Genomic DNA, 17,560 nt, shown 5'->3' with positions numbered 1-17,560 from the left:
CTCAAACCATATTGGTTCCCGCCCCGTGGCGCAATCAAACTGCCAGGCAATTCTTCAGTTCGTAGCCCGGGAGCCTTCATGTCCACCGTCATCGAGTCCATCGAGACCCTGCTGGTCGACCTGCCGACCATCCGCCCCCACCAGCTCTCCATGGCCACCATGGCCTGCCAAACCATGGTCATCGTGCGGATGCGCGACAGCGACGGCATCGAGGGCCTGGGCGAGGGCACCACCATCGGCGGCCTGGCCTATGCGCCGGAGAGTCCGGAGAGCATCAAGCGCAATATCGATACTTACCTGGCCCCGCTGCTGGTGGGCCAGCCGGCCGACAACCTCAATGCCCTGCGGGCGCGGATGGCCCGCCATGCGCGTGGCAACGCCATCGCTAAGTCGGCGCTGGAGACGGCACTGCTGGACGCCCGGGGCAAGCGCCTGGGCCTCTCCGTGGCCGAGCTGCTGGGCGGCGCCCGCCAGGCGCATCTGCCGGTGCTCTGGACCCTGGCCAGCGGCGACACCGCCAAGGACATCGACGAGGCCTACCAGCGCCTGGAGCAGCGGCGTCACGGCGACTTCAAGTTGAAGATCGGCGCCAATCCACTGGAGCGCGACGTGCGCCACGTGGCCGCCATCAAGGAGGCTCTGGGCGACCGCGCCGGCGTGCGCGTCGACGTCAACCAGGCCTGGGACGAGGCCACCGCCGTGCGCGGCATCGCCGCCCTCCAGGAGGCCGGCATCGAGCTGATCGAACAGGCGATCCCCGCCCGCGAGCACGCCGGCCTGGTTCGCCTGGCCAACCGCTTCGCGGTGCCGATGCTCGCCGACGAGGCGGTGCAGGACGCCCGCGACGGCCTCGACCTGGTGTGTGACGGCTTCAGCGGCGCCTTCGCCCTGAAGATCGCCAAGTCCGGCGGGCTCTACGGGGCGCTGGAGCTGGCCCACCTGGCCCAGGCGGCCGGCATCGGCCTCTACGGCGGCACCCTGCTGGAGGGCACCATCGGCACCGCCGCCTCGCTGCATGCCTGGGCGACCCTGCCCGAGATGGCCTGGGGCACCGAGATGTTCGGCCCGCTGCTGCTCGAGGACGACATCGTCGCCGAGCCGCTCGACTACCGTGACTTCGGTGTCGCGCTGCCGACGGGCCCGGGGCTCGGCATCACCCTGGATGAAGACAAGCTGGCCCACTACGCACGCCGGTAAGCGGCCGCGCAGAGACTGAAGAGGAGAGACCCATGCTGTTTCAGGTGGAAATGACCGTGAAGTTGCCGCCGGAGATGCCGGCCGAGCAGGCCGCCCAGATCAAGGCGAAGGAGAAGGCCTATGCCCAGGAGCTGCAGCGCGCCGGCAAGTGGCGCCACCTGTGGCGGGTCGCCGGCAGCTACGCCAACGTCAGCATCTTCGATGTGGAGAACAACGCCGAGCTGCAGGAGATCGTCAGCAACCTGCCGCTCTTCCCCTACATGGAGATCGGCGTCAAGCCGCTGTGTCGCCATCCGTCCTCGATCCGCGAGGACGATGCCTGAGTCACGGATGAAGCACGCCAGTTCCCGCTTGCGGGAGATAACGAGACAAAGATCGAGGATACGACCATGACCGTGAAGATTTTCGACACCCCGGAAGTCCAGGACTTCCTCAAGAGCGTCGCCGGCTTCGACCAGGCGGGTGGCGACGAGCGTACCAAGCAGATCATGCACCGCCTGCTCTCCGACCTCTACCGCCTGATCGACGACTTCGACGTCACCCCCGAGGAGTACTGGGCCGCCGTCAGCCTGCTCAACGCCCTGGGGGGCGAGACCCAGTTCGGCCTGCTGTCGCCGGGGCTCGGCTTCGACCACTACCTGGACATGCGCCAGGACGCCATCGACGCCGAGGCCAGGCGCACCGGCGGTACGCCGCGCACCATCGAGGGCCCGCTGTACGTGGCCGGCGCCCCGGAGGCCGAGGGCTTCGCGCGCATGGATGACGGCCGGGACCAGGACGGCGAGACCATGTGGCTGACCGGCCAGGTGCGCGACGTCGACGGCAGTCCCATCGCCGGGGCCAAGGTCGAGATCTGGCACGCCGACTCCAAGGGTGGCTACTCCTTCTTCGACCCGACCCAGAGCGAGTACAACCTGCGCCGCACCATCGTCACCGACGGCGAGGGGCGCTACACCGCGCGCAGCATCATCCCCTCCGGCTACGGCGTCCCGGAAGGTGCGCCGACCGACCAGGTGCTCAAGGCCCTGGGCCGTCACGGCGAGCGTCCGGCGCACATCCACTACTTCATCTCCGCACCGGGCCATCAGCACCTGACCACCCAGATCAACCTGGCCGGCGACGCCTACACCTGGGACGACTTCGCCTTCGCCACCCGCGAGGAGCTGGTGGTCCCGGCGCACCGCATCGAGGATCGGGCCGAGATCGCCAGGCGCGAGCTGGACGGCCCCTTCTCCGAGGTGGTGTTCGACATCGAGCTGGCCAGGACCGAGGCCCCCGAGCTGCAGGTGCGCCACAAGCGCCCGCGTGCCAAGGAAGACGAGCAGGACCAGGCCAGCCGACTGGCCGGTGCCGCCAAGGTCTGAGCCATCCCCGATCAGCGACCGGCGGGCCAGCGGGCCCGCCCGGCGAGAAACGACAAGATAGCGAGGATCCCGATCATGCCCCATAAACTCGATCAACTCGAGAAGCGCGTGCGCGGTGCCGTCGTCGACGACGCCGAGGCCGGCATCTTCCGCTGCCACCGCAGCATCTTCACCGACCCCGAGTTCTTCGAACTCGAGATGAAACACGTCTTCGAGGGCAACTGGCTGTTCCTGGCCCATGAGAGCCAGATCAGTGAGCCCGGCGACTACATGACGGTGACCCTGGGCCGCCAGCCGGTGATCATCACCCGCGACAAGGCCGGCGAACTGCACGCCCTGATCAATGCCTGTGCCCACCGCGGCGCCACCCTGTGCCGCAAGAAGCGCGGCAACAAGGGCACCTTCACCTGTCCCTTCCACGGCTGGACCTTCAAGAACGACGGCCGCCTGCTCAAGGCCAAGAACGAGAAGACCGGCGCCTACCCGGAGGGCTTCAAGCAGGACGGCTCCCACGACCTCAAGCGCCTGCCGCGCTTCGAGAACTACAAGGGTTTCCTGTTCGGCAGCCTGAGCGACGACGTGAAGCCCCTCGATGATTATCTCGGGGAAACCCGCAAGGTGATCGACAATATCGTCGACCAGGCGCCGGAGGGCCTGGAGATCCTGCGTGGCACCTCCTCCTACACCTTCAACGGCAACTGGAAGCTGGGCGCCGAGAACGGCGCGGACGGCTACCACGTCAGCACGGTGCACTGGAACTACGCCTCGACCATGGATCGTCGCAACTACGACGCCGGCGGCACCCAGGCGGTGGACGCCGACGGCTGGTCGAAGAGCCAGGGCGGTTTCTACTCCTTCGATCACGGCCACATGATGCTGTGGACGCGGCTGCTCAACCCCGAGGTGCGCCCGGTCTATACCCAGAAGGGCTGGATCGAGGAGCAGTTCGGCGAGGCACGGGCCGACTCCATCGTCAACCAGACCCGTAACCTCTGCCTGTACCCCAACGTCTACCTGATGGACCAGTTCTCCACCCAGATCCGGGTGATCCGCCCGCTGTCCGTGGACAAGAGCGAAGTGACCATCTACTGCTTCGCGCCCAAGGGCGAGTCGGCCGAGAACCGCGCGCTGCGCATCCGCCAGTACGAGGACTTCTTCAACGTCTCGGGCATGGGCACGCCGGATGACCTGGAGGAATTCCGTGCCTGCCAGAACGGCTATCAGGGCCTGGACGCCGAATGGAACGACCTCAGCCGTGGCGCCAAGCAGTGGATCGAGGGTGCCGACGACAACGCCCAGGCGATCGACATGAAGCCGCTGCTCAGCGGGGCCTCTCCCGAGGATGAAGGCCTCTACGTGCTGCACCACAAGCACTGGGTCGAGGAGATGCTGCGCGCCATCGAGAAAGAGCGCAGCCAGTTCATCGCCACCGAGTCCGCGTAAAGGGGAGGAGCACACCATGAGCATCACATTCGAAGCGATCCAGGCCTTCGTGCATCGCGAGGCACGCCTGCTCGACGACCGCCAGTGGGACGAGTGGCTGACCTGCTACCGCAAGGACGCGGAGTTCTGGATGCCGGCCTGGGACGACGACGACCGGCTGACCGAGGATCCGCAGAGCGAGATCTCGCTGATCTACTACCCCAACCGCGAGGGGCTCGAGGACCGGGTCTACCGGATCAAGACCGAGCGGTCCGGGGCGACCAGTATCCCCGAACCGCGCACCACCCACCTGATCAGCAATCTGGAGGTGCTCGGGCAGGAGGGCGACGCGGTGGAGCTGCGCTTCAACTGGCACACCCTGAGCCACCGCTACCAGCAGACCAACCAGTTCTTCGGGACCTCCTTCTACACCCTGGACGTGTCGGGGGAGACGCCGCTGATCACGCGCAAGAAGGTGGTGCTGAACAACGATTACATCCACCAGGTCATCGACGTCTATCACATCTGACCGGTGGGGGAGGAGATTCGACCATGAGCTATACCATTGCCCTCAACTTCGAAGACGGGGTGACCCGCTTCATCGGCTGCAAGGACGGTGAGACCGTCCTCGATGCCGCCTACCGGCAGAAGGTCAACCTGCCGATGGACTGCTCCGACGGCGTTTGCGGTACCTGCAAGGGCCACTGCGAGCAGGGCGACTTCGACCTGGGCGACGAATACATCGACGAGGCGCTCTCCGACGAGGAGGCCGCCGAGGGCCAGGTGCTGACATGCCAGATGGTGCCGTCTTCCGACTGCGTCATCCAGGTGCCGGTGGCCTCGACCCTGTGCAAGACCGCGGTGGGCAGGGTCGAGGGCACCGTGGCCATGGTCGAGCCACTCTCCGAGGACAGCATCGAGCTGGTGGTCGACCTGGACGAGGAGGAGGGCCTGGCCTTCCTGCCCGGCCAGTACATCCATATCGACGTGCCGGGCAGCGAAGAGCACCGCTCCTACTCCTTCAGCTCGCTGCCGGGGGAGCAGCGGGCCAGCTTCCTGATCCGCAATATCCCGGGCGGGGTGATGAGCGGCTACCTGACCGAGCGCGCCGCCGTGGGCGACCGCCTGGCCCTGACCGGCCCGATGGGCAGCTTCTACCTGCGCGAGATCACCCGTCCGGTGCTGATGCTGGCCGGCGGTACCGGGCTGGCGCCCTTCCTCTCCATGCTCGAGCAGCTGGTCCAGAAGGGCTGCGACGCGCCGATCCACCTGATCTACGGGGTCAACAAGGACGACCACCTGGTCAAGACCGATGCCCTGGACGGCTTCGCCGAGGCGCTGCCCAGCTTCACCTACAGCACCGTGGTGGTGGACGAGGCGAGCGACCATCCGCGCAAGGGCTACGTCACCCATCACATGGATGCCGAGGTGATGCACGACGGCGATATCGATGTCTACCTGTGCGGGCCACCGCCCATGGTCGACGCCGTGCTCAAGCACTTCGATGCCGAGGGCATCGTGCCGCAGAGCTTCCACTACGAGAAGTTCACCCCCAACCAGATACCCGGGGAGGCCGCATGAACGCACAACGCTTCGACGGCCCGCGTTTCCAGGATCGGGTCATGGTCATCACCGGCGCCGCCCAGGGCATCGGCCGGCGCGTCGCCGAGCGCGCCGCCGCCGAAGGCGCCCGCCTGGCCCTGGTGGACCGCGCCGACGTCATTCACGAGGTGGTGGCGGGGCTGCGCGAGCAGGGCGTGGAGGCCATCGCACTGCAGGCCGACCTGGAGACCTGGGAAGGCGCCGCGGACGTGATGACACGCACCGTCGAGCATTTCGGTCGGCTCGACATCCTGATCAACAACGTGGGCGGGGCGATCAACTTCAAGCCGTTCACCGAGTTCAGCGACGCCGAAATCTCGGCCGAGATCACCCGTTCGCTGATGCCGACGCTGTGGTGCAGCCGGGCCGCGCTGCCGAGCATGGTGGAGCAGGGCAGTGGCGTCATCGTCAATGTCTCGTCGGCGGCGACCCGCGGCATCCACCGGATTCCCTACTCGGCGGCCAAGGGCGGCGTCAACGCCATGACCGCATCGCTGGCCTTCGAGGTCGCCGAGCACGGCATCCGCGTGGTGGCCACGGCGCCCGGGGGTACCGAGGCGCCGCCGCGGCGCATCTCCCGGGGCACGCCGGAACCCCGCAACGAGCAGGAGCAGGCCTGGTTCCAGGCGCATATCGACCAGACCAGGGAGAGCTGCCTGATGGGCCGCTACGGCACCCTGGACGAGATGGTCGCGCCGATCCTGTTCCTGGCCTCCAGTGAGGCCAGCTACATCACCGGCAGTGTATTGCCGGTGGCCGGCGGCGATCTGGGCTAGCCCCAGTCAACAACCCCGTGCCTTCTCGACAGCAACGACAACAAATCCCCTGGAGCACAGCATGAAACATCTCGAGAAAGGCGTCGGCCTCGCGTCGGCGCCCCGTGACTTCCTTCGTGACCTCAACGCCGACAACCTGAGCGCCGGCCTGGTCGCCGGCATCTTCGGCCTCAGCGCCGGCATCATCCATATCGGCGCCGGCACCGCCGCCGGCCTCCCCCAGGAATTCACCCTGCTGTGGGTCATCAGCTACCTGTTGATCAACGGCCTGTTCGGGCTCTTCCTCCCGGCCTACTATCGCCTGCCCCTGCCGATGGCCAACTCCATCCCCGGCGCGCTGCTGTTCGCCGCGATCATTCCCATCGTGGGGCTCAACGAGGCCCTGGGCGCGACGCTGATCGCCGGGGCCATAGCGCTGGTCGTTGGCCTGGCGGGCTGGATGAGCCTGGTCATGCGGCTGATGCCGATGCCCATCGTCATGGGCATGGTGGCAGGCGTGCTGCTCAAGTTCGGCACCAACATGGTGATGCCGCTGCAGAACGCCCTGCTGCCGGCGGCGGTGATGATCCTCTCCTTCTTCTTCGCCGCGCGCTACCTGCGCCGGGTGCCGCCGCTGGTGGTCACCCTGCTGGTGGGGGTGGGCTATATGGCGATCTCCGGCGCCGACTTCTCCAGCGTGGCGTTCTCGTTCCGGCTTCCCGAATTCATCATGCCGAGTTTCACGCTCGAGGCCTTCCTGGCCTATGGCCTGCCCCTGGCGCTGATCCTGGTGGGCATGGAGACCCCCGCCGGGGTGGGGCTGGTCAAGGGGATGGGCTACCAGGAGGCGCCCGCCAACGCCATCACCGCGCTGGGTGGCATCGGGACCATGCTCTCGGCCTTCTTCAACCTGCACAGCACCTGCATCGCCGCGCCGATGACCGGCATCTGCTCGGGGCCGGAAGCCGGCAGCCATGACAAGCGCTGGGTCGCCGCGGTCATCGTCGGCATCATCTTCGTCGTGGCGGCGCCCTTCTATGGCTTCGTGTTCAGCCTGATCGAGGCCATGCCGAGCTACTTCATCGCCATCATCGCCGGGCTGGCGCTGTTGCGGGTGATCGGCTCCGCGATGCACATCACCTTTTCCGGCAAGCATGAGGTGGGCGCGATGTTCTCCTTCCTGATCGCCGTCTCGGGTGTGGAGATCTTCGGCATCGGCGCCTCCTTCTGGGCGCTGGTGCTGGGCGTCGCGATCTCGATGCTCGTCGAGTTCAAGGACTTCGAGTTCAGCGTCGCGTCGCCCGGGCGTCGCAAAGCCGACGTTACGGCCCGCTGATCGGCTACCCCATATCCTCCTTGGCCCGCGGCTGGCTCGGCCCGGGCCCTTTTTCATCTTGCCACTCCCCGACACAGGCCATGACCATGTCGCTATTCAAGGACGCCTCGCTACCCGCGATCACCGCCGGCTTCGTGGCGGTGCTGGTCTCCTACTCCGGCCCGCTGGCCATCTTCTTCCAGGCGGCCCAGAGTGCCGAGATCTCCAACGTCATGATGACCTCCTGGGTCTGGGCGATCTCCCTGGGCGCCGCAGTCTCGGGGATCGGGCTCAGCCTGTGGCTGAGGGTGCCGGTGGTCACCGCCTGGTCGGCGCCCGGCACGGCGCTGCTGGTCACCCTCTTCCCCGGGCTTTCGCTGAACGAGGCCATCGGCGCCTACCTCACCGCGGCGGTCATCCTCTTCCTCATCGGCGTCACCGGCACCTTCGATCGCATCGTCCGGGCGATACCGCCGGGCATCGCCAGCGCCATGATGGCCGGCATCCTCTTCCAGTTCGGGGTGGGGGTATTCGCGGCGCTGGAAACGGTGCCGGCGCTGGCCATCGGCATGCTCGTCGCCTACCTGACCTTCAAGCGTCTGACGCCGCGCTACAGCCTGGTCCTGCTGTTGGTCGTCGGGGTCGTGCTGGCGGTGGTGCTGGAGGGTGCCAGCCTGGATGGGGTTTCCGTGCAGCTCGCCGCGCCGCAGTTCATTCGCCCGGAGTGGAGCTGGCACGCCACCCTGAGCCTGGCCATCCCGCTGGTGCTGGTCAGCCTCACCGGCCAGTTCCTGCCGGGCATGGCGATCCTGCGCACCTCGGGCTACGACACCCCGGCCAGGCCCATCATTACCGCCGCCAGCCTGACCTCCCTGGCCACCGCCTGCTTCGGCGGCATCACCACCGTGGTGGCGGCCATCACCGCCGCCCTCTGCACCGGCCGGGAGGCCCACGAGGATCCGGACAGGCGCTACGTGGCCGGGGTGGCCAACGGCCTCTTCTACCTGGTAGGAGCCTGCTTCGCCGGCACCATCGTGGCGCTGTTCACCTCGCTGCCCGGCGAGTTCGTCGCCGTGCTCGCCGGCCTGGCGCTGATCGGCGCCATCACCGGCAATCTCAGCGCCGCCACCGACCACAAGGAACACCTGGAGGCCTCGGTGATCACCTTCATCGCCACCGCCTCGGGCATCAACTTACTGGGGCTGGGGTCGGCCTTCTGGGGCGTGGTGGTCGGCGCGCTGGCCTATCAACTGCTGCACCGCCCCTTTGCCCTGCCGGGACGCCGTGAGGCCTCCTCGGCGAATGCCAGGTCGTGATGCCGGGGAGGGCCCCCATGGCCGCAGCGGGCCCTCCCGGGTGGTGGCCGGACAGCAACAGTCATAACGGCGGCCTCCCAATCGTCGGCGACGCTGACTAGGCTTATCGATAGGCCCCTTGAACGACCCTCGGGAGGATCATTCCCATGTCCATGGAACGCGTCACACGCTTTCTCGATGATAACGGCGTGAAATACGTCATACAGCAGCACTCTCCGGCCTATACCGCCCAGGAGGTTGCCGAGGCGGCCCACGTGCCCGGCCGGCATTTCGCCAAGTGCGTCATGGTCGAGATCGATGGTCGTCTCGCCCTGACGGTCCTGCCGGCCACCGATCGCGTCGACCCCCAGCGGCTGGCCCATTCCGTGGGTGCCCAGTCCGTCGAGCTGGCCCAGGAGGCGGACTTCCAGGATCGTTTCCCCGGTTGCGAGCCCGGCGCGATGCCGCCCTTCGGCAACCTCTTCGAGCTGGAGGTCTTCGTCTCGCCGCACCTGGCCGAGGCCGACCTCATCTCCTTCAATGCCGGCAGCCATCGCGAGGTCATGCAGCTCGCCTACAGTGTGTTCGACCGGCTCGTGAAACCGGTGGAAGTGGCGATGTAAGGCAGGCTAGTGGATTGCCGGAAACGACGATGCCAGGCCCAATCGGGCCCGGCATCGTCGGTGGGGAGGCGGGGGTCAGTAGCGGTAACGACGCCGGCCCAGGTCGATGTCGTCCCGGTCGGTGGCCGCCCCGGCGGCGGCGCCCAGGCCCCCGCCGATCACCGCTCCCCGGGAGATGCTGCCACCGGTCATGGCCGCGGCGCCGCCGCCGACGGCCGCTCCCAGGCCGGCACCACTCAGCGCGCGTTCTCCGGTGGTGGTGCCACAGCCGGTGAGTCCCAGGGTCAGCAGGCCGGCCAGCAGGCCGATAGACAGTGTTCGCATGTTGCTTCCGTTCATCGAAGAGGTCCCTGTTCGAAGTTGCCCCACGGAGCATAACCGGCCCGGACGGAAGTTGCAAAACGGTGTTTTCTTACTCTCTCCCTCAGGAGTCTCCGTCGCGACCGCGCGCTGGATCGTCCGGCTTGATCTCGTAGTCCCCCTCCAGCACCCGCTGGTCGCGGCCCGTGCCGCCGGGGGAGGGGGGCTCGCGGTGGTGGTAGCCGCCGCCCACGTCCTGGGCCTGGTCGGCGCGCATCTGCTCCATGCGCTTCTTCAGCCGGTAGCGCAGCAGCGGCATCAGCGCCCAGCCGAGCAACAGGAAGACCAGGCCGAACACCAGGGCGACGATCATCAGGGTGCCGAACAGTAGCCAGGCGAGCAGCATCTTCAAGCTGCCGAGCAGGCCACCGCCCTGCGGCTGGCGGGCGCGCTGCTGCCACTGCCGCGCGGCCTGCCAGGCGGCGTTGTGGCGGGGATCCTGGTGGGGGCCTCGGGAATCGGGCATCGATCTCTCCTGTCGGGCGGCGGCCGGCGCCGGGTGAAGGACTGCTCCTTGGAAAGCGGGTGGGGCGCTTCGTTCCGATGATGGGTCAGGCTGCGACCAGACGCCACAGCGCCAGGCCGTCACCCACCAGCCGGCTCGCGTCGCTCATCGCCACACCTCGGCGACGATTTCGTAGCTGGCCAGGCGGTCCTCCAGGGCGTAGACGTCGGTGTTGAGCATCAGCTCGTCGGCGCCGGTGCGTTCCAGGAAGCGTTCGAGCCCCTCGCGCACGGTGTCGGGACCGCCGACGATCGCCTCGCCGAGGAACTGCTGCAGCTGGACCTCTTCCATGGGCGTCATCTCGAGGTGTTCCACCGGTGGCTTGGCGCAGGTGCGCCTGCCGCGGATCATGCCCAGGAACTTCTGGCGGCTCGTCGTGGCCAGGTAGTCGGCCAGGGCATCGCTCTCGGCGGCGATCACCGGCAGGCCGACCATGGCATGGGGGCGCTCCAGGATCTCCGAGGGCCGGAAGTTGTCACGATAGAGCCGCAGCGCCTCGTGCAGGTAGCCGGGGGCGAACTGGGCGGCGAAGGCGAAGGGCAGGCCCAGCCGCGCGGCGAGCTGGGCGCTGTAGCCGCTGGAACCCAGCAGCCAGATCGGCACCCGCGAGCCCTGGCCCGGCACCGCCCGTACCCGCTGGCCGGGGCGCGGCTCGCCGAGGAAGCCCTGCAGTTCCTCGAGGCGCTGGGGGAAGTCGTCGACCCCGGCGTAGGGATCGCGGCGCAGGGCGGCCATGGTGGCGCCGTCGGAGCCCGGGGCGCGGCCCAGGCCCAGGTCGATGCGCCCCGGATGGAGCGCCTCCAGGGTGCCGAACTGCTCGGCGATCACCAGCGGGGGGTGGTTGGGCAGCATGATGCCGCCGCTGCCGACCCGGATGCGCTGCGTGGCGCCGGCCACGTGGCCGATCAGCACGGCGGTGGCGGCGCTGGCGATGCCCTCGATGCCGTGGTGCTCGGCCAGCCAGAAGCGGGTGAAGCCCAGCCGTTCGGTGAGCCGGGCCAGTTCGACGCTCTCGCGGAAGCTGTCGGCGGCGCTACCGCCCTCGCGGATGGGGGCCAGGTCGAGGACGGAGAGGGACGTGTCGGCGAGACGGGACATGGACGCTCCGGGAAAGTCGTTAGCCTGCTGAATATTCACAGCATCGGGGCGACCGGGGCGGAATGCAATCCCCAGGGATGACGCGACCGCTGGCCTCGCCACCGCCCAGGTCGTAAGCTCAGGGAAAGTGGTGAAAGCGGACTTCCGCCATGTCCTTCCTCAACTCGGCCCGCGGCCCGCGTCGCCGCGGGGCCACCCGTCGTCGGGCACCCCGTGCCCCGCTGGGCCTGCGCTTCGACCGCTGGCTCGACCGCCTGGTCGACGCCGCGGTGATCATCGCCCTGCTGGTGGGCGGCGCGGCCCTGGTCCTCAGCCTGCTGCTCTAGCAGCCTGCAATGCATTTGTTTTGACGGATAAAGGATGGTCGGCCCATGCTGGGATTTCTGCAGGGATTCTCCTATGGCCTCTTCCTGACCTGCCTGCCGTGGCTGCTGGTGGGGCTGGCCAATCCGCGCCTGGCCGTGCCGGCCGAGCCGCCCGGCCGCCTGCAGGTCATCCTGCGTTATGCCCTGGTGGTGCCCTTCATCAGCCTGCTGCTGTGGCTGACCTCGCTGTGGGGCGGCTTCGGGCCGACCCTGGCGGGCTGGCTCGCGGGGCTGGTGGCGATTCCGGTGGCGCTGCCGCTGGAGCGTCGCCTGCGCGGTTGGCTCGCTCGGCGGCGCGAGAAGCGCCGGCAGGCGGGGCTGGCGGCCGAGGCCGCTCGATGCCGCGCGCAGCAGCAGCGCGACGCCCACGAGGCCGAGCTGGCGGTGCTCGACCCGGCACGGCCACCGGCGGATGCCGACGACCTGGTGCTGGCCCTCTGCCGGGCCAAGCAGGGGTTGATCGACGCGCGGCGCCCCGACCTGGCGGTCCAGGCCGACCGCGTCTACAGTCGTTACCGCCATGTGCTGGACGTGCTGGGGAGCCGCTTCGACAGCGGCGAGCTGGCCTTCGCCCGCGCCCGCGGGCTGGTGGTCGAGGTCTGTCGCGGGGTGGTGGATTCCCTCGATGCCATGGCCTCTCAGGCCCGCGGGGTGGCGAACGTGGACGGTGACTTCGTGCGGCGTCGCCTGAGTCGCGAGGGTCGGCAGCTGGGGGCGGAGGAGCGTGCCGCCCTGGTGCGGCGGCTGGAACTGCTCGAGGAGACCGAGCGCCGGCTGCGCGAGCTGGCCGCGCGCAACGAGTCGGCGTTGACCGTCCTCGACGACACGGCCGTGTCCCTGGCGCGCATCGAGACCGGCCGCCCCCAGGCCTCGGTCACCTCCGAGCGGGCGCTGGAGGAGCTGCGCCGCTTCGTCTCAGGTGCCGATCGCTACGGGCGTGGCAAGCCCTGAGGTCGGCCCTTCACTCGCCCAGACCCGATCCTTCGAGAGGTGCCCATGTCCCAGCAACCCGAATGCGGCCCCCGCCTGTCGCTGCCCCCGGTGGAGGAGATCGCTCGCCAGTTGGGCGGGAGCGCGTCGGACGGCGGCGCAGACGACCCGTCGCTGGCGGCCCAGGCCGATGCCTTCGTCGACGAGCTGGTCGCCGGCGGCGATGCGGACGCCCGGGCGCACCAGCGACGCGCCATCGATGAGCTGGGGTTGGCGCTGCAGCAGCAGGCCGCCCACCAGAGCGCCATGCTGCAGAACCCGCTGCGCCAGCTGGCCCACCACGGGGATGAAGGCGGCCCCGTGGCCAGGGCCCTGGTCGACCTGCGCGGCCGGATGCAGGAGCTGGACCCGTCCCGACACCGCCTGTCGCCGGGCCCGCTGGATCGGGTGCTGGCCCGGATCCCGGGCGCCGGCAGTCGCCTGCAGCGCTACTTCCGCAAGTTCGAGACGGCCCAGCAGGCGCTGGATGCGATCATCGCCGACCTGGAAGGGGGGTACGACATGCTGCATCGCGACAACCTCACCCTGGGCGACGATCAGCAGTCCCTGCGCGAGAGCCTCGGCCAGCTGGAGCGTCAGGTCGCCCTGGGGCGGCTGATCGACGAGCGTCTGCAGGCCGCCATCGCTCGCCGCGATGAGCAAGACCCCCAGCGGCGCTTTCTCGAGGAGGAGCTGCTGTTTCCGCTGCGCCAGCGCATCGTCGACCTGCAGCAGCAGCTGGCGGTGAGCCAGCAGGGTGTATTGGCGCTGGAGGTGATCATCCGCAACAACCGCGAGCTGATGCGTGGTGTCGACCGCGCCATCAACGTCACCGTCTCGGCATTGACCGTGGCGGTAACCGTGGCTCTGGCCATCGCCAACCAGCGACTGGTATTGGATCGCGTCGAGGCGCTCGACGCCACCACCTCGGAGATGATCGGCGGAGCCGCCCGGGCGCTGCGCCAGCAGGGCGTGGACATCCATCAGCGTGCGTCGTCGGCGATGCTCGACATGCAGGCCCTGGAACAGGCCTTCGGCGAGGTGATGGCGGCGATCGACGACCTGTCCCGCTATCGCCGCGAGGCCCTGCCACGGCTGGATGACCAGATCGATCGGCTGGCGGCCCTGGCCGGCCGGGGCGGTCAGGCCATCGACCGCCTGCAGCGCGGCAGCGAGGGAGAGGCCGCCGCCGGGCGCGACCGGCGCGGCTGACCCTGCATCGCTAGCGCACTGGACTATGCTGCTCGAAGGCGCCGGGTTCGGCGCGCGACAGGGGGAGAGAGCTATGGGCAAGGTCAAGAACATCTTCGTGGTGGGGCTCAACGACTTCAATCGGCAGCGACTCGAGACGCTGCACGGGGCGCGGGGATGCCGTTTCCATGGGGTGATCGCCCCGGAGGCGGTCTACGACACCGAGGAGTTCGACATCGCCGCCATGCTGGCGGAGGCCACGGCGCAACTCGAGGCCTTCGACGAGCCCATCGATGCCATCGTCGGCTACATGGACTTTCCCGTCTCGACCATGCTGCCGATCCTCTGCGAGCGCTTCGGCACTCGCAGCACCTCGCTTACGAGCCTGCTCAAATGCGAGCACAAGTACTGGAGTCGCCGCGTGCAGCGCGAGGTGATCCCCGATCATATCCCGGCGTTCACCGCTTTCGATCCCTTCGATGACGAGGCGATGACCCGCATCGGCGAGGCGGGACTCTACTTCCCTTTCTTCGTCAAGCCCATAAAGTCGTCCGGGTCGCGGCTGGGGTTTCGCATCGACACCCCGGAAGACTTCTACCAGGCCATCGAGCAGCTGCGCGAGCAGATCGGCCTGATCGCCGACCCCTTCAACACGGTACTCGAGCATGCCCGCCTGCCGCCGGAGGTCGCCGCCGTGGACGGCCACTTCTGCATGGCCGAGGAGATCATCGGCGGCTGGCAGTGCACGGTGGAGGGCTACGTCTTCGAGGGCGAGGTAGTCAGCTACGGGATCGTCGATTCGCTGCGCTATCCCCAGGTGCTGAGCTTCTTCCACTACCGCTACCCCTCGGGCCTGCCCGAGGATATCCAGGCCACCATGGTCGAGCTGACCGACCGCATCATGACCCATATCGGCTATGACAACGCCGCCTTCAATGTCGAGTACTTCTGGGACGAGGTGCAGGGGCGCATCTGGCTGCTGGAGATCAACACCCGCATCTCCCAGTCCCATTGCGACCTCTTCGAGAAGGTCGATGGCGTCAGCAATCAGCAGGTCACCATCGACCTGGGCCTGGGGCAGCGCCCCGACATGCCCCATCGCGAGGGCGAGTTCCCCATGGCGGCCAAGTTCTTCCTGCGGGTGTTCTTCGTCGATGCCCTGGTGACCCGGGTGCCCACGCCGGAGGAGGTCGCCACGCTCGAGGCCGACTTCCCCGGTTGCCAGATCGCCGTACAGGTCGAGGAAGGGCAGCGGCTCTCCTCCTTGCCCGAGCAGGACGCCTACAGTTTTGCGCTGGCGCATGTCTATCTGGGCGCGTCATCGGCCGAGCAGTTACTCGCCGACTACGAGCAGCTGGCGGCGCGCCTGGTGTTCGAGTTCGACGACATCCAGGGCTGAGGAGATCCGGGGCCGAGCAAGGGCCACAAGGGACGAGGAGAGCAGGACCATGCGCATCGTCAACGAATTTCCCCGGCGGGTGCAGGAGGAGGAGATCTGGATCCCCCTGGCGGATGGCACCCGCCTCGCGGCACGCATCTGGCGCCCGGTGGATGCCGAGCGCCATCCGGTGCCGGCGATCCTCGAGTACCTGCCCTATCGCAAGCGCGACCTCACCGCCGCGCGCGACGTCCAGATGCACCCCTACTGGGCCGGCCACGGCTATGCCGGGGTGCGGGTCGACATCCGCGGCACCGGAGAGTCCGACGGGGTGCTCACCGACGAGTACCTGCCCCAGGAGCTCGACGACGGCCTGGCCATCCTCGAATGGCTGGAGGCCCAGCCCTGGTGCACCGGCGAGGTGGGCATGGTGGGCATCTCCTGGGGCGGCTTCAACGGCCTGCAGATCGCCGCCCTGCGCCCGCCCCAGCTCAAGGCGGTGATCACGCTGTGCTTCACCGATGACCGCTATGCCGATGACATCCACCACATGGGGGGCTGTCTGCTGGCCGACAACCTCTCCTGGGCCTCGACCATGTTCGACGGCAACGCCTGTCCGCCGGATCCCGAGCTGGTGGGGGAGCGCTGGCGCGAGATGTGGCTCGAGCGCCTGGACGGCAGCGGCCTGTGGCTGGCCAAGTGGCTCGAGCACCAGCGCCGCGATGCCTACTGGAAACACGGCTCGGTGTGCGAGGACTACTCGCGCATCCAGTGCCCCGTCTATGCCGTCAGCGGCTGGGCCGACGGCTACTGCAATGCGGTATTCCGGCTGCTGGAGGGGCTCGAGGTGCCGCGCAAGGGGCTGGTGGGCCCCTGGGCCCACAAGTACCCCCACCTGGGGGTGCCGGGGCCGGCCATCGGCTTCCTGCAGGAGGCGCTGCGCTGGTGGGACCAGTGGCTCAAGGGCGAGGAAACCGGGATCATGGACGAGCCCATGCTGCGCCTGTGGATGCAGGAGTCGGTGCCTCCCTCGGCCCGCTACGAGGAGCGCCCGGGACGCTGGGTCGCCGAACCCGACTGGCCCTCGACCAACATCCTGCCGGTCTCCTTTCGGCTCACCGCGGGGCATGGCCTGGTGCCGGAAGAGGCCTCGGACCCGGAAGACCCGGAGGCGACCCTGGATATTCGCTCGCCGCTCTCGGTGGGGCTCTACGCCGGCAAGTGGTGCTCCTACAATGCGCCGCCGGACCTGCCCCACGACCAGCGCGACGAGGACGGCGGCTCGTTGATCTTCCAGACCGCGCGTCTCGAGATGCCCCTGGAGATCTGCGGGGCACCGCTGGTCGAGCTCACGTTGGTCGCCGACCAGCCGGTGGCCATGCTGGCGCTGCGCCTTTCCGACATCGGCGAGGACGACAAGGCCACCCGGGTCTCCTACGGGCTGCTCAACCTCACCCACCGCGACAGCGACGAGCATCCCGAGCCTCTGGAGGCGGGGCGGCGTTATCGGGTACGCATCCCGCTCAAGCATATCGCCCAGCAGTTCCCCGCCGGCCACGCCATCCGCCTGGCGCTCTCCACGAGCTACTGGCCGCTGGCCTGGCCCTCTCCCAGGCCCGTGCGCTTGACGGTATGGCCGGCCGAGAGTCGCCTGCTGCTGCCGCTGCGCGATCCACGGCCCCATGAGGAGGCGGCACTCCGCGCCTTCGGCGAGCCCGAGGGGGCGTCCCCCCTGGCCAAGACGCTGCTGCAGCCGACCCAGGAGACCTGGCGGGTGATCCGCGACCTGGCCAACGACGAGACGACCCTGGAGGTGATCCATGACGAGGGGCGCTACCGTATCGACGACATCGACCTGGAGATCGCCGCCCGGGTGACCGAGCGCTACGGCTATTCCTACGGCAACTACGACAGCGTCAGCGGCTGGACCGAGTGGCGGCGCAGCTTCAAGCGCGGCGACTGGGAGGTGCACACCCTGACCCGTACCCTGCTGACCAGCGACCCGGAGAACTTCCGCATCCGCGCCACCCTGGACGCCTGGGAGGGCGACACCCGCATCTATGCGCGGACCTGGGACGAGACGATCCCCCGCGACCTGGTATAGCGACGCCTGCGGTGGGC

At 68.4% G+C, this 17,560-nt stretch carries 18 protein-coding genes; 15 read left to right on the top strand and 3 right to left on the bottom strand.

Going from position 1 to position 17,560, the window contains the following annotated elements; all coding sequences use genetic code 11:
- Window positions 1-78: 78 nt before the first annotated feature.
- From QWY80_RS10800 to QWY80_RS10755, 10 genes are all read left to right on the top strand, one after another.
- Window positions 79-1,197 carry a muconate cycloisomerase family protein gene (locus QWY80_RS10800; protein WP_290231265.1) on the top strand — a complete coding sequence of 373 codons (1,119 nt, stop codon included), beginning with the start codon at window positions 79-81 and terminating at the stop codon, window positions 1,195-1,197.
- A 32-nt stretch (window positions 1,198-1,229) separates the two neighbouring features.
- Window positions 1,230-1,520 (top strand): muconolactone Delta-isomerase, encoded by a 291-nt coding sequence (gene catC, locus QWY80_RS10795; RefSeq protein WP_290231263.1) that lies wholly within the window; start codon window positions 1,230-1,232, stop codon window positions 1,518-1,520.
- A gap of 66 nt (window positions 1,521-1,586) precedes the next feature.
- Entirely contained in the window at window positions 1,587-2,561 is a 975-nt protein-coding gene (catA, locus tag QWY80_RS10790; RefSeq protein WP_290231262.1) for a catechol 1,2-dioxygenase, read from the top strand.
- A 75-nt stretch (window positions 2,562-2,636) separates the two neighbouring features.
- Window positions 2,637-4,004 (top strand): Rieske 2Fe-2S domain-containing protein, encoded by a 1,368-nt coding sequence (locus QWY80_RS10785; RefSeq protein WP_290231260.1) that lies wholly within the window; start codon window positions 2,637-2,639, stop codon window positions 4,002-4,004.
- Between the two features lie 16 nt (window positions 4,005-4,020).
- Complete coding sequence (gene benB / locus QWY80_RS10780) at window positions 4,021-4,512, top strand: benzoate 1,2-dioxygenase small subunit (RefSeq protein WP_290231258.1); 492 nt, start codon at window positions 4,021-4,023, stop codon at window positions 4,510-4,512.
- 23 nt (window positions 4,513-4,535) lie between these two features.
- Complete coding sequence (gene benC, locus QWY80_RS10775) at window positions 4,536-5,564, top strand: benzoate 1,2-dioxygenase electron transfer component BenC (RefSeq protein WP_290231257.1); 1,029 nt, start codon at window positions 4,536-4,538, stop codon at window positions 5,562-5,564.
- The gene (benD, locus tag QWY80_RS10770; RefSeq protein WP_290231255.1) at window positions 5,561-6,361 is read left to right on the top strand and encodes a benzoate diol dehydrogenase BenD; all 801 of its coding nucleotides are present in this window, start codon (window positions 5,561-5,563) and stop codon (window positions 6,359-6,361) included. Before benC ends, benD begins: the two co-directional genes overlap by 4 nt.
- Before the next feature lie 61 nt (window positions 6,362-6,422).
- Window positions 6,423-7,676: a benzoate/H(+) symporter BenE family transporter gene (locus tag QWY80_RS10765; protein WP_290231253.1), complete on the top strand. Its 1,254-nt coding sequence runs from the start codon at window positions 6,423-6,425 to the stop codon at window positions 7,674-7,676.
- Between the two features lie 80 nt (window positions 7,677-7,756).
- Complete coding sequence (locus QWY80_RS10760; protein ID WP_290231251.1) at window positions 7,757-8,971, top strand: benzoate/H(+) symporter BenE family transporter; 1,215 nt, start codon at window positions 7,757-7,759, stop codon at window positions 8,969-8,971.
- A 146-nt stretch (window positions 8,972-9,117) separates the two neighbouring features.
- Window positions 9,118-9,573, top strand: a complete 456-nt coding sequence (locus QWY80_RS10755; protein WP_290231250.1) for an aminoacyl-tRNA deacylase — start codon at window positions 9,118-9,120, stop codon at window positions 9,571-9,573.
- A gap of 75 nt (window positions 9,574-9,648) precedes the next feature.
- On the opposite strand, the gene QWY80_RS10750 is transcribed toward QWY80_RS10755, so the two are convergent.
- The 3 genes from QWY80_RS10750 to QWY80_RS10740 all read right to left on the bottom strand — a co-directional run bounded on the left by QWY80_RS10750 (window position 9,649) and on the right by QWY80_RS10740 (window position 11,536).
- Entirely contained in the window at window positions 9,649-9,897 is a 249-nt protein-coding gene (locus QWY80_RS10750; protein WP_290231248.1) for a YMGG-like glycine zipper-containing protein, read from the bottom strand.
- 100 nt (window positions 9,898-9,997) lie between these two features.
- Window positions 9,998-10,399, bottom strand: a complete 402-nt coding sequence (locus QWY80_RS10745) for a hypothetical protein (protein WP_290231246.1) — start codon at window positions 10,397-10,399, stop codon at window positions 9,998-10,000.
- 144 nt (window positions 10,400-10,543) lie between these two features.
- Window positions 10,544-11,536, bottom strand: coding sequence for an LLM class flavin-dependent oxidoreductase (locus tag QWY80_RS10740; protein WP_290231244.1), 993 nt, complete (start codon window positions 11,534-11,536; stop codon window positions 10,544-10,546).
- A gap of 149 nt (window positions 11,537-11,685) precedes the next feature.
- On the opposite strand from QWY80_RS10740, the gene QWY80_RS10735 reads away from it, so the two are divergent.
- From QWY80_RS10735 to QWY80_RS10715, 5 genes are all read left to right on the top strand, one after another.
- The gene (locus QWY80_RS10735; protein WP_290231242.1) at window positions 11,686-11,862 is read left to right on the top strand and encodes a hypothetical protein; all 177 of its coding nucleotides are present in this window, start codon (window positions 11,686-11,688) and stop codon (window positions 11,860-11,862) included.
- Window positions 11,863-11,907: 45 nt separating this feature from the next.
- Window positions 11,908-12,852, top strand: a complete 945-nt coding sequence (locus QWY80_RS10730; RefSeq protein ID WP_290231240.1) for a cobyrinic acid a,c-diamide synthase — start codon at window positions 11,908-11,910, stop codon at window positions 12,850-12,852.
- Between the two features lie 45 nt (window positions 12,853-12,897).
- On the top strand, window positions 12,898-14,082 hold the full coding sequence (locus tag QWY80_RS10725; protein ID WP_290231238.1) for a toxic anion resistance protein: 1,185 nt from the start codon (window positions 12,898-12,900) through the stop codon (window positions 14,080-14,082).
- A 73-nt stretch (window positions 14,083-14,155) separates the two neighbouring features.
- Window positions 14,156-15,460 (top strand): ATP-grasp domain-containing protein, encoded by a 1,305-nt coding sequence (locus tag QWY80_RS10720; RefSeq protein ID WP_290231236.1) that lies wholly within the window; start codon window positions 14,156-14,158, stop codon window positions 15,458-15,460.
- Window positions 15,461-15,509: 49 nt separating this feature from the next.
- Window positions 15,510-17,543, top strand: a complete 2,034-nt coding sequence (locus QWY80_RS10715) for a CocE/NonD family hydrolase (protein ID WP_290231234.1) — start codon at window positions 15,510-15,512, stop codon at window positions 17,541-17,543.
- The last annotated feature ends 17 nt before the right edge of the window (window positions 17,544-17,560 follow it).

It is taken from the genome of Halomonas ramblicola, from assembly GCF_030409215.1.
GTDB classification, from domain to species: Bacteria; Pseudomonadota; Gammaproteobacteria; order Pseudomonadales; family Halomonadaceae; genus Halomonas; species Halomonas ramblicola.
The sequence above is the reverse complement of the archived record's forward strand: the minus strand, read 5'-3'. Positions and strand labels throughout refer to the sequence as shown.

Coding starts and splice junctions, on each gene's coding strand:
- QWY80_RS10715 (WP_290231234.1), top strand. CDS start 15,510: ATGCGCATCGTCAACGAATTTCCCCGGCGGGTGCAGGAGGAGGAGATC.
- QWY80_RS10725 (WP_290231238.1), top strand. CDS start 12,898: ATGTCCCAGCAACCCGAATGCGGCCCCCGCCTGTCGCTGCCCCCGGTG.
- QWY80_RS10745 (WP_290231246.1), bottom strand. CDS start 10,399: ATGCCCGATTCCCGAGGCCCCCACCAGGATCCCCGCCACAACGCCGCC.
- catC (WP_290231263.1), top strand. CDS start 1,230: ATGCTGTTTCAGGTGGAAATGACCGTGAAGTTGCCGCCGGAGATGCCG.
- QWY80_RS10730 (WP_290231240.1), top strand. CDS start 11,908: ATGCTGGGATTTCTGCAGGGATTCTCCTATGGCCTCTTCCTGACCTGC.
- QWY80_RS10785 (WP_290231260.1), top strand. CDS start 2,637: ATGCCCCATAAACTCGATCAACTCGAGAAGCGCGTGCGCGGTGCCGTC.
- benB (WP_290231258.1), top strand. CDS start 4,021: ATGAGCATCACATTCGAAGCGATCCAGGCCTTCGTGCATCGCGAGGCA.
- QWY80_RS10755 (WP_290231250.1), top strand. CDS start 9,118: ATGTCCATGGAACGCGTCACACGCTTTCTCGATGATAACGGCGTGAAA.
- QWY80_RS10740 (WP_290231244.1), bottom strand. CDS start 11,536: ATGTCCCGTCTCGCCGACACGTCCCTCTCCGTCCTCGACCTGGCCCCC.
- QWY80_RS10750 (WP_290231248.1), bottom strand. CDS start 9,897: ATGCGAACACTGTCTATCGGCCTGCTGGCCGGCCTGCTGACCCTGGGA.
- QWY80_RS10765 (WP_290231253.1), top strand. CDS start 6,423: ATGAAACATCTCGAGAAAGGCGTCGGCCTCGCGTCGGCGCCCCGTGAC.
- QWY80_RS10720 (WP_290231236.1), top strand. CDS start 14,156: ATGGGCAAGGTCAAGAACATCTTCGTGGTGGGGCTCAACGACTTCAAT.
- catA (WP_290231262.1), top strand. CDS start 1,587: ATGACCGTGAAGATTTTCGACACCCCGGAAGTCCAGGACTTCCTCAAG.
- benC (WP_290231257.1), top strand. CDS start 4,536: ATGAGCTATACCATTGCCCTCAACTTCGAAGACGGGGTGACCCGCTTC.
- QWY80_RS10735 (WP_290231242.1), top strand. CDS start 11,686: ATGTCCTTCCTCAACTCGGCCCGCGGCCCGCGTCGCCGCGGGGCCACC.
- QWY80_RS10760 (WP_290231251.1), top strand. CDS start 7,757: ATGACCATGTCGCTATTCAAGGACGCCTCGCTACCCGCGATCACCGCC.
- benD (WP_290231255.1), top strand. CDS start 5,561: ATGAACGCACAACGCTTCGACGGCCCGCGTTTCCAGGATCGGGTCATG.
- QWY80_RS10800 (WP_290231265.1), top strand. CDS start 79: ATGTCCACCGTCATCGAGTCCATCGAGACCCTGCTGGTCGACCTGCCG.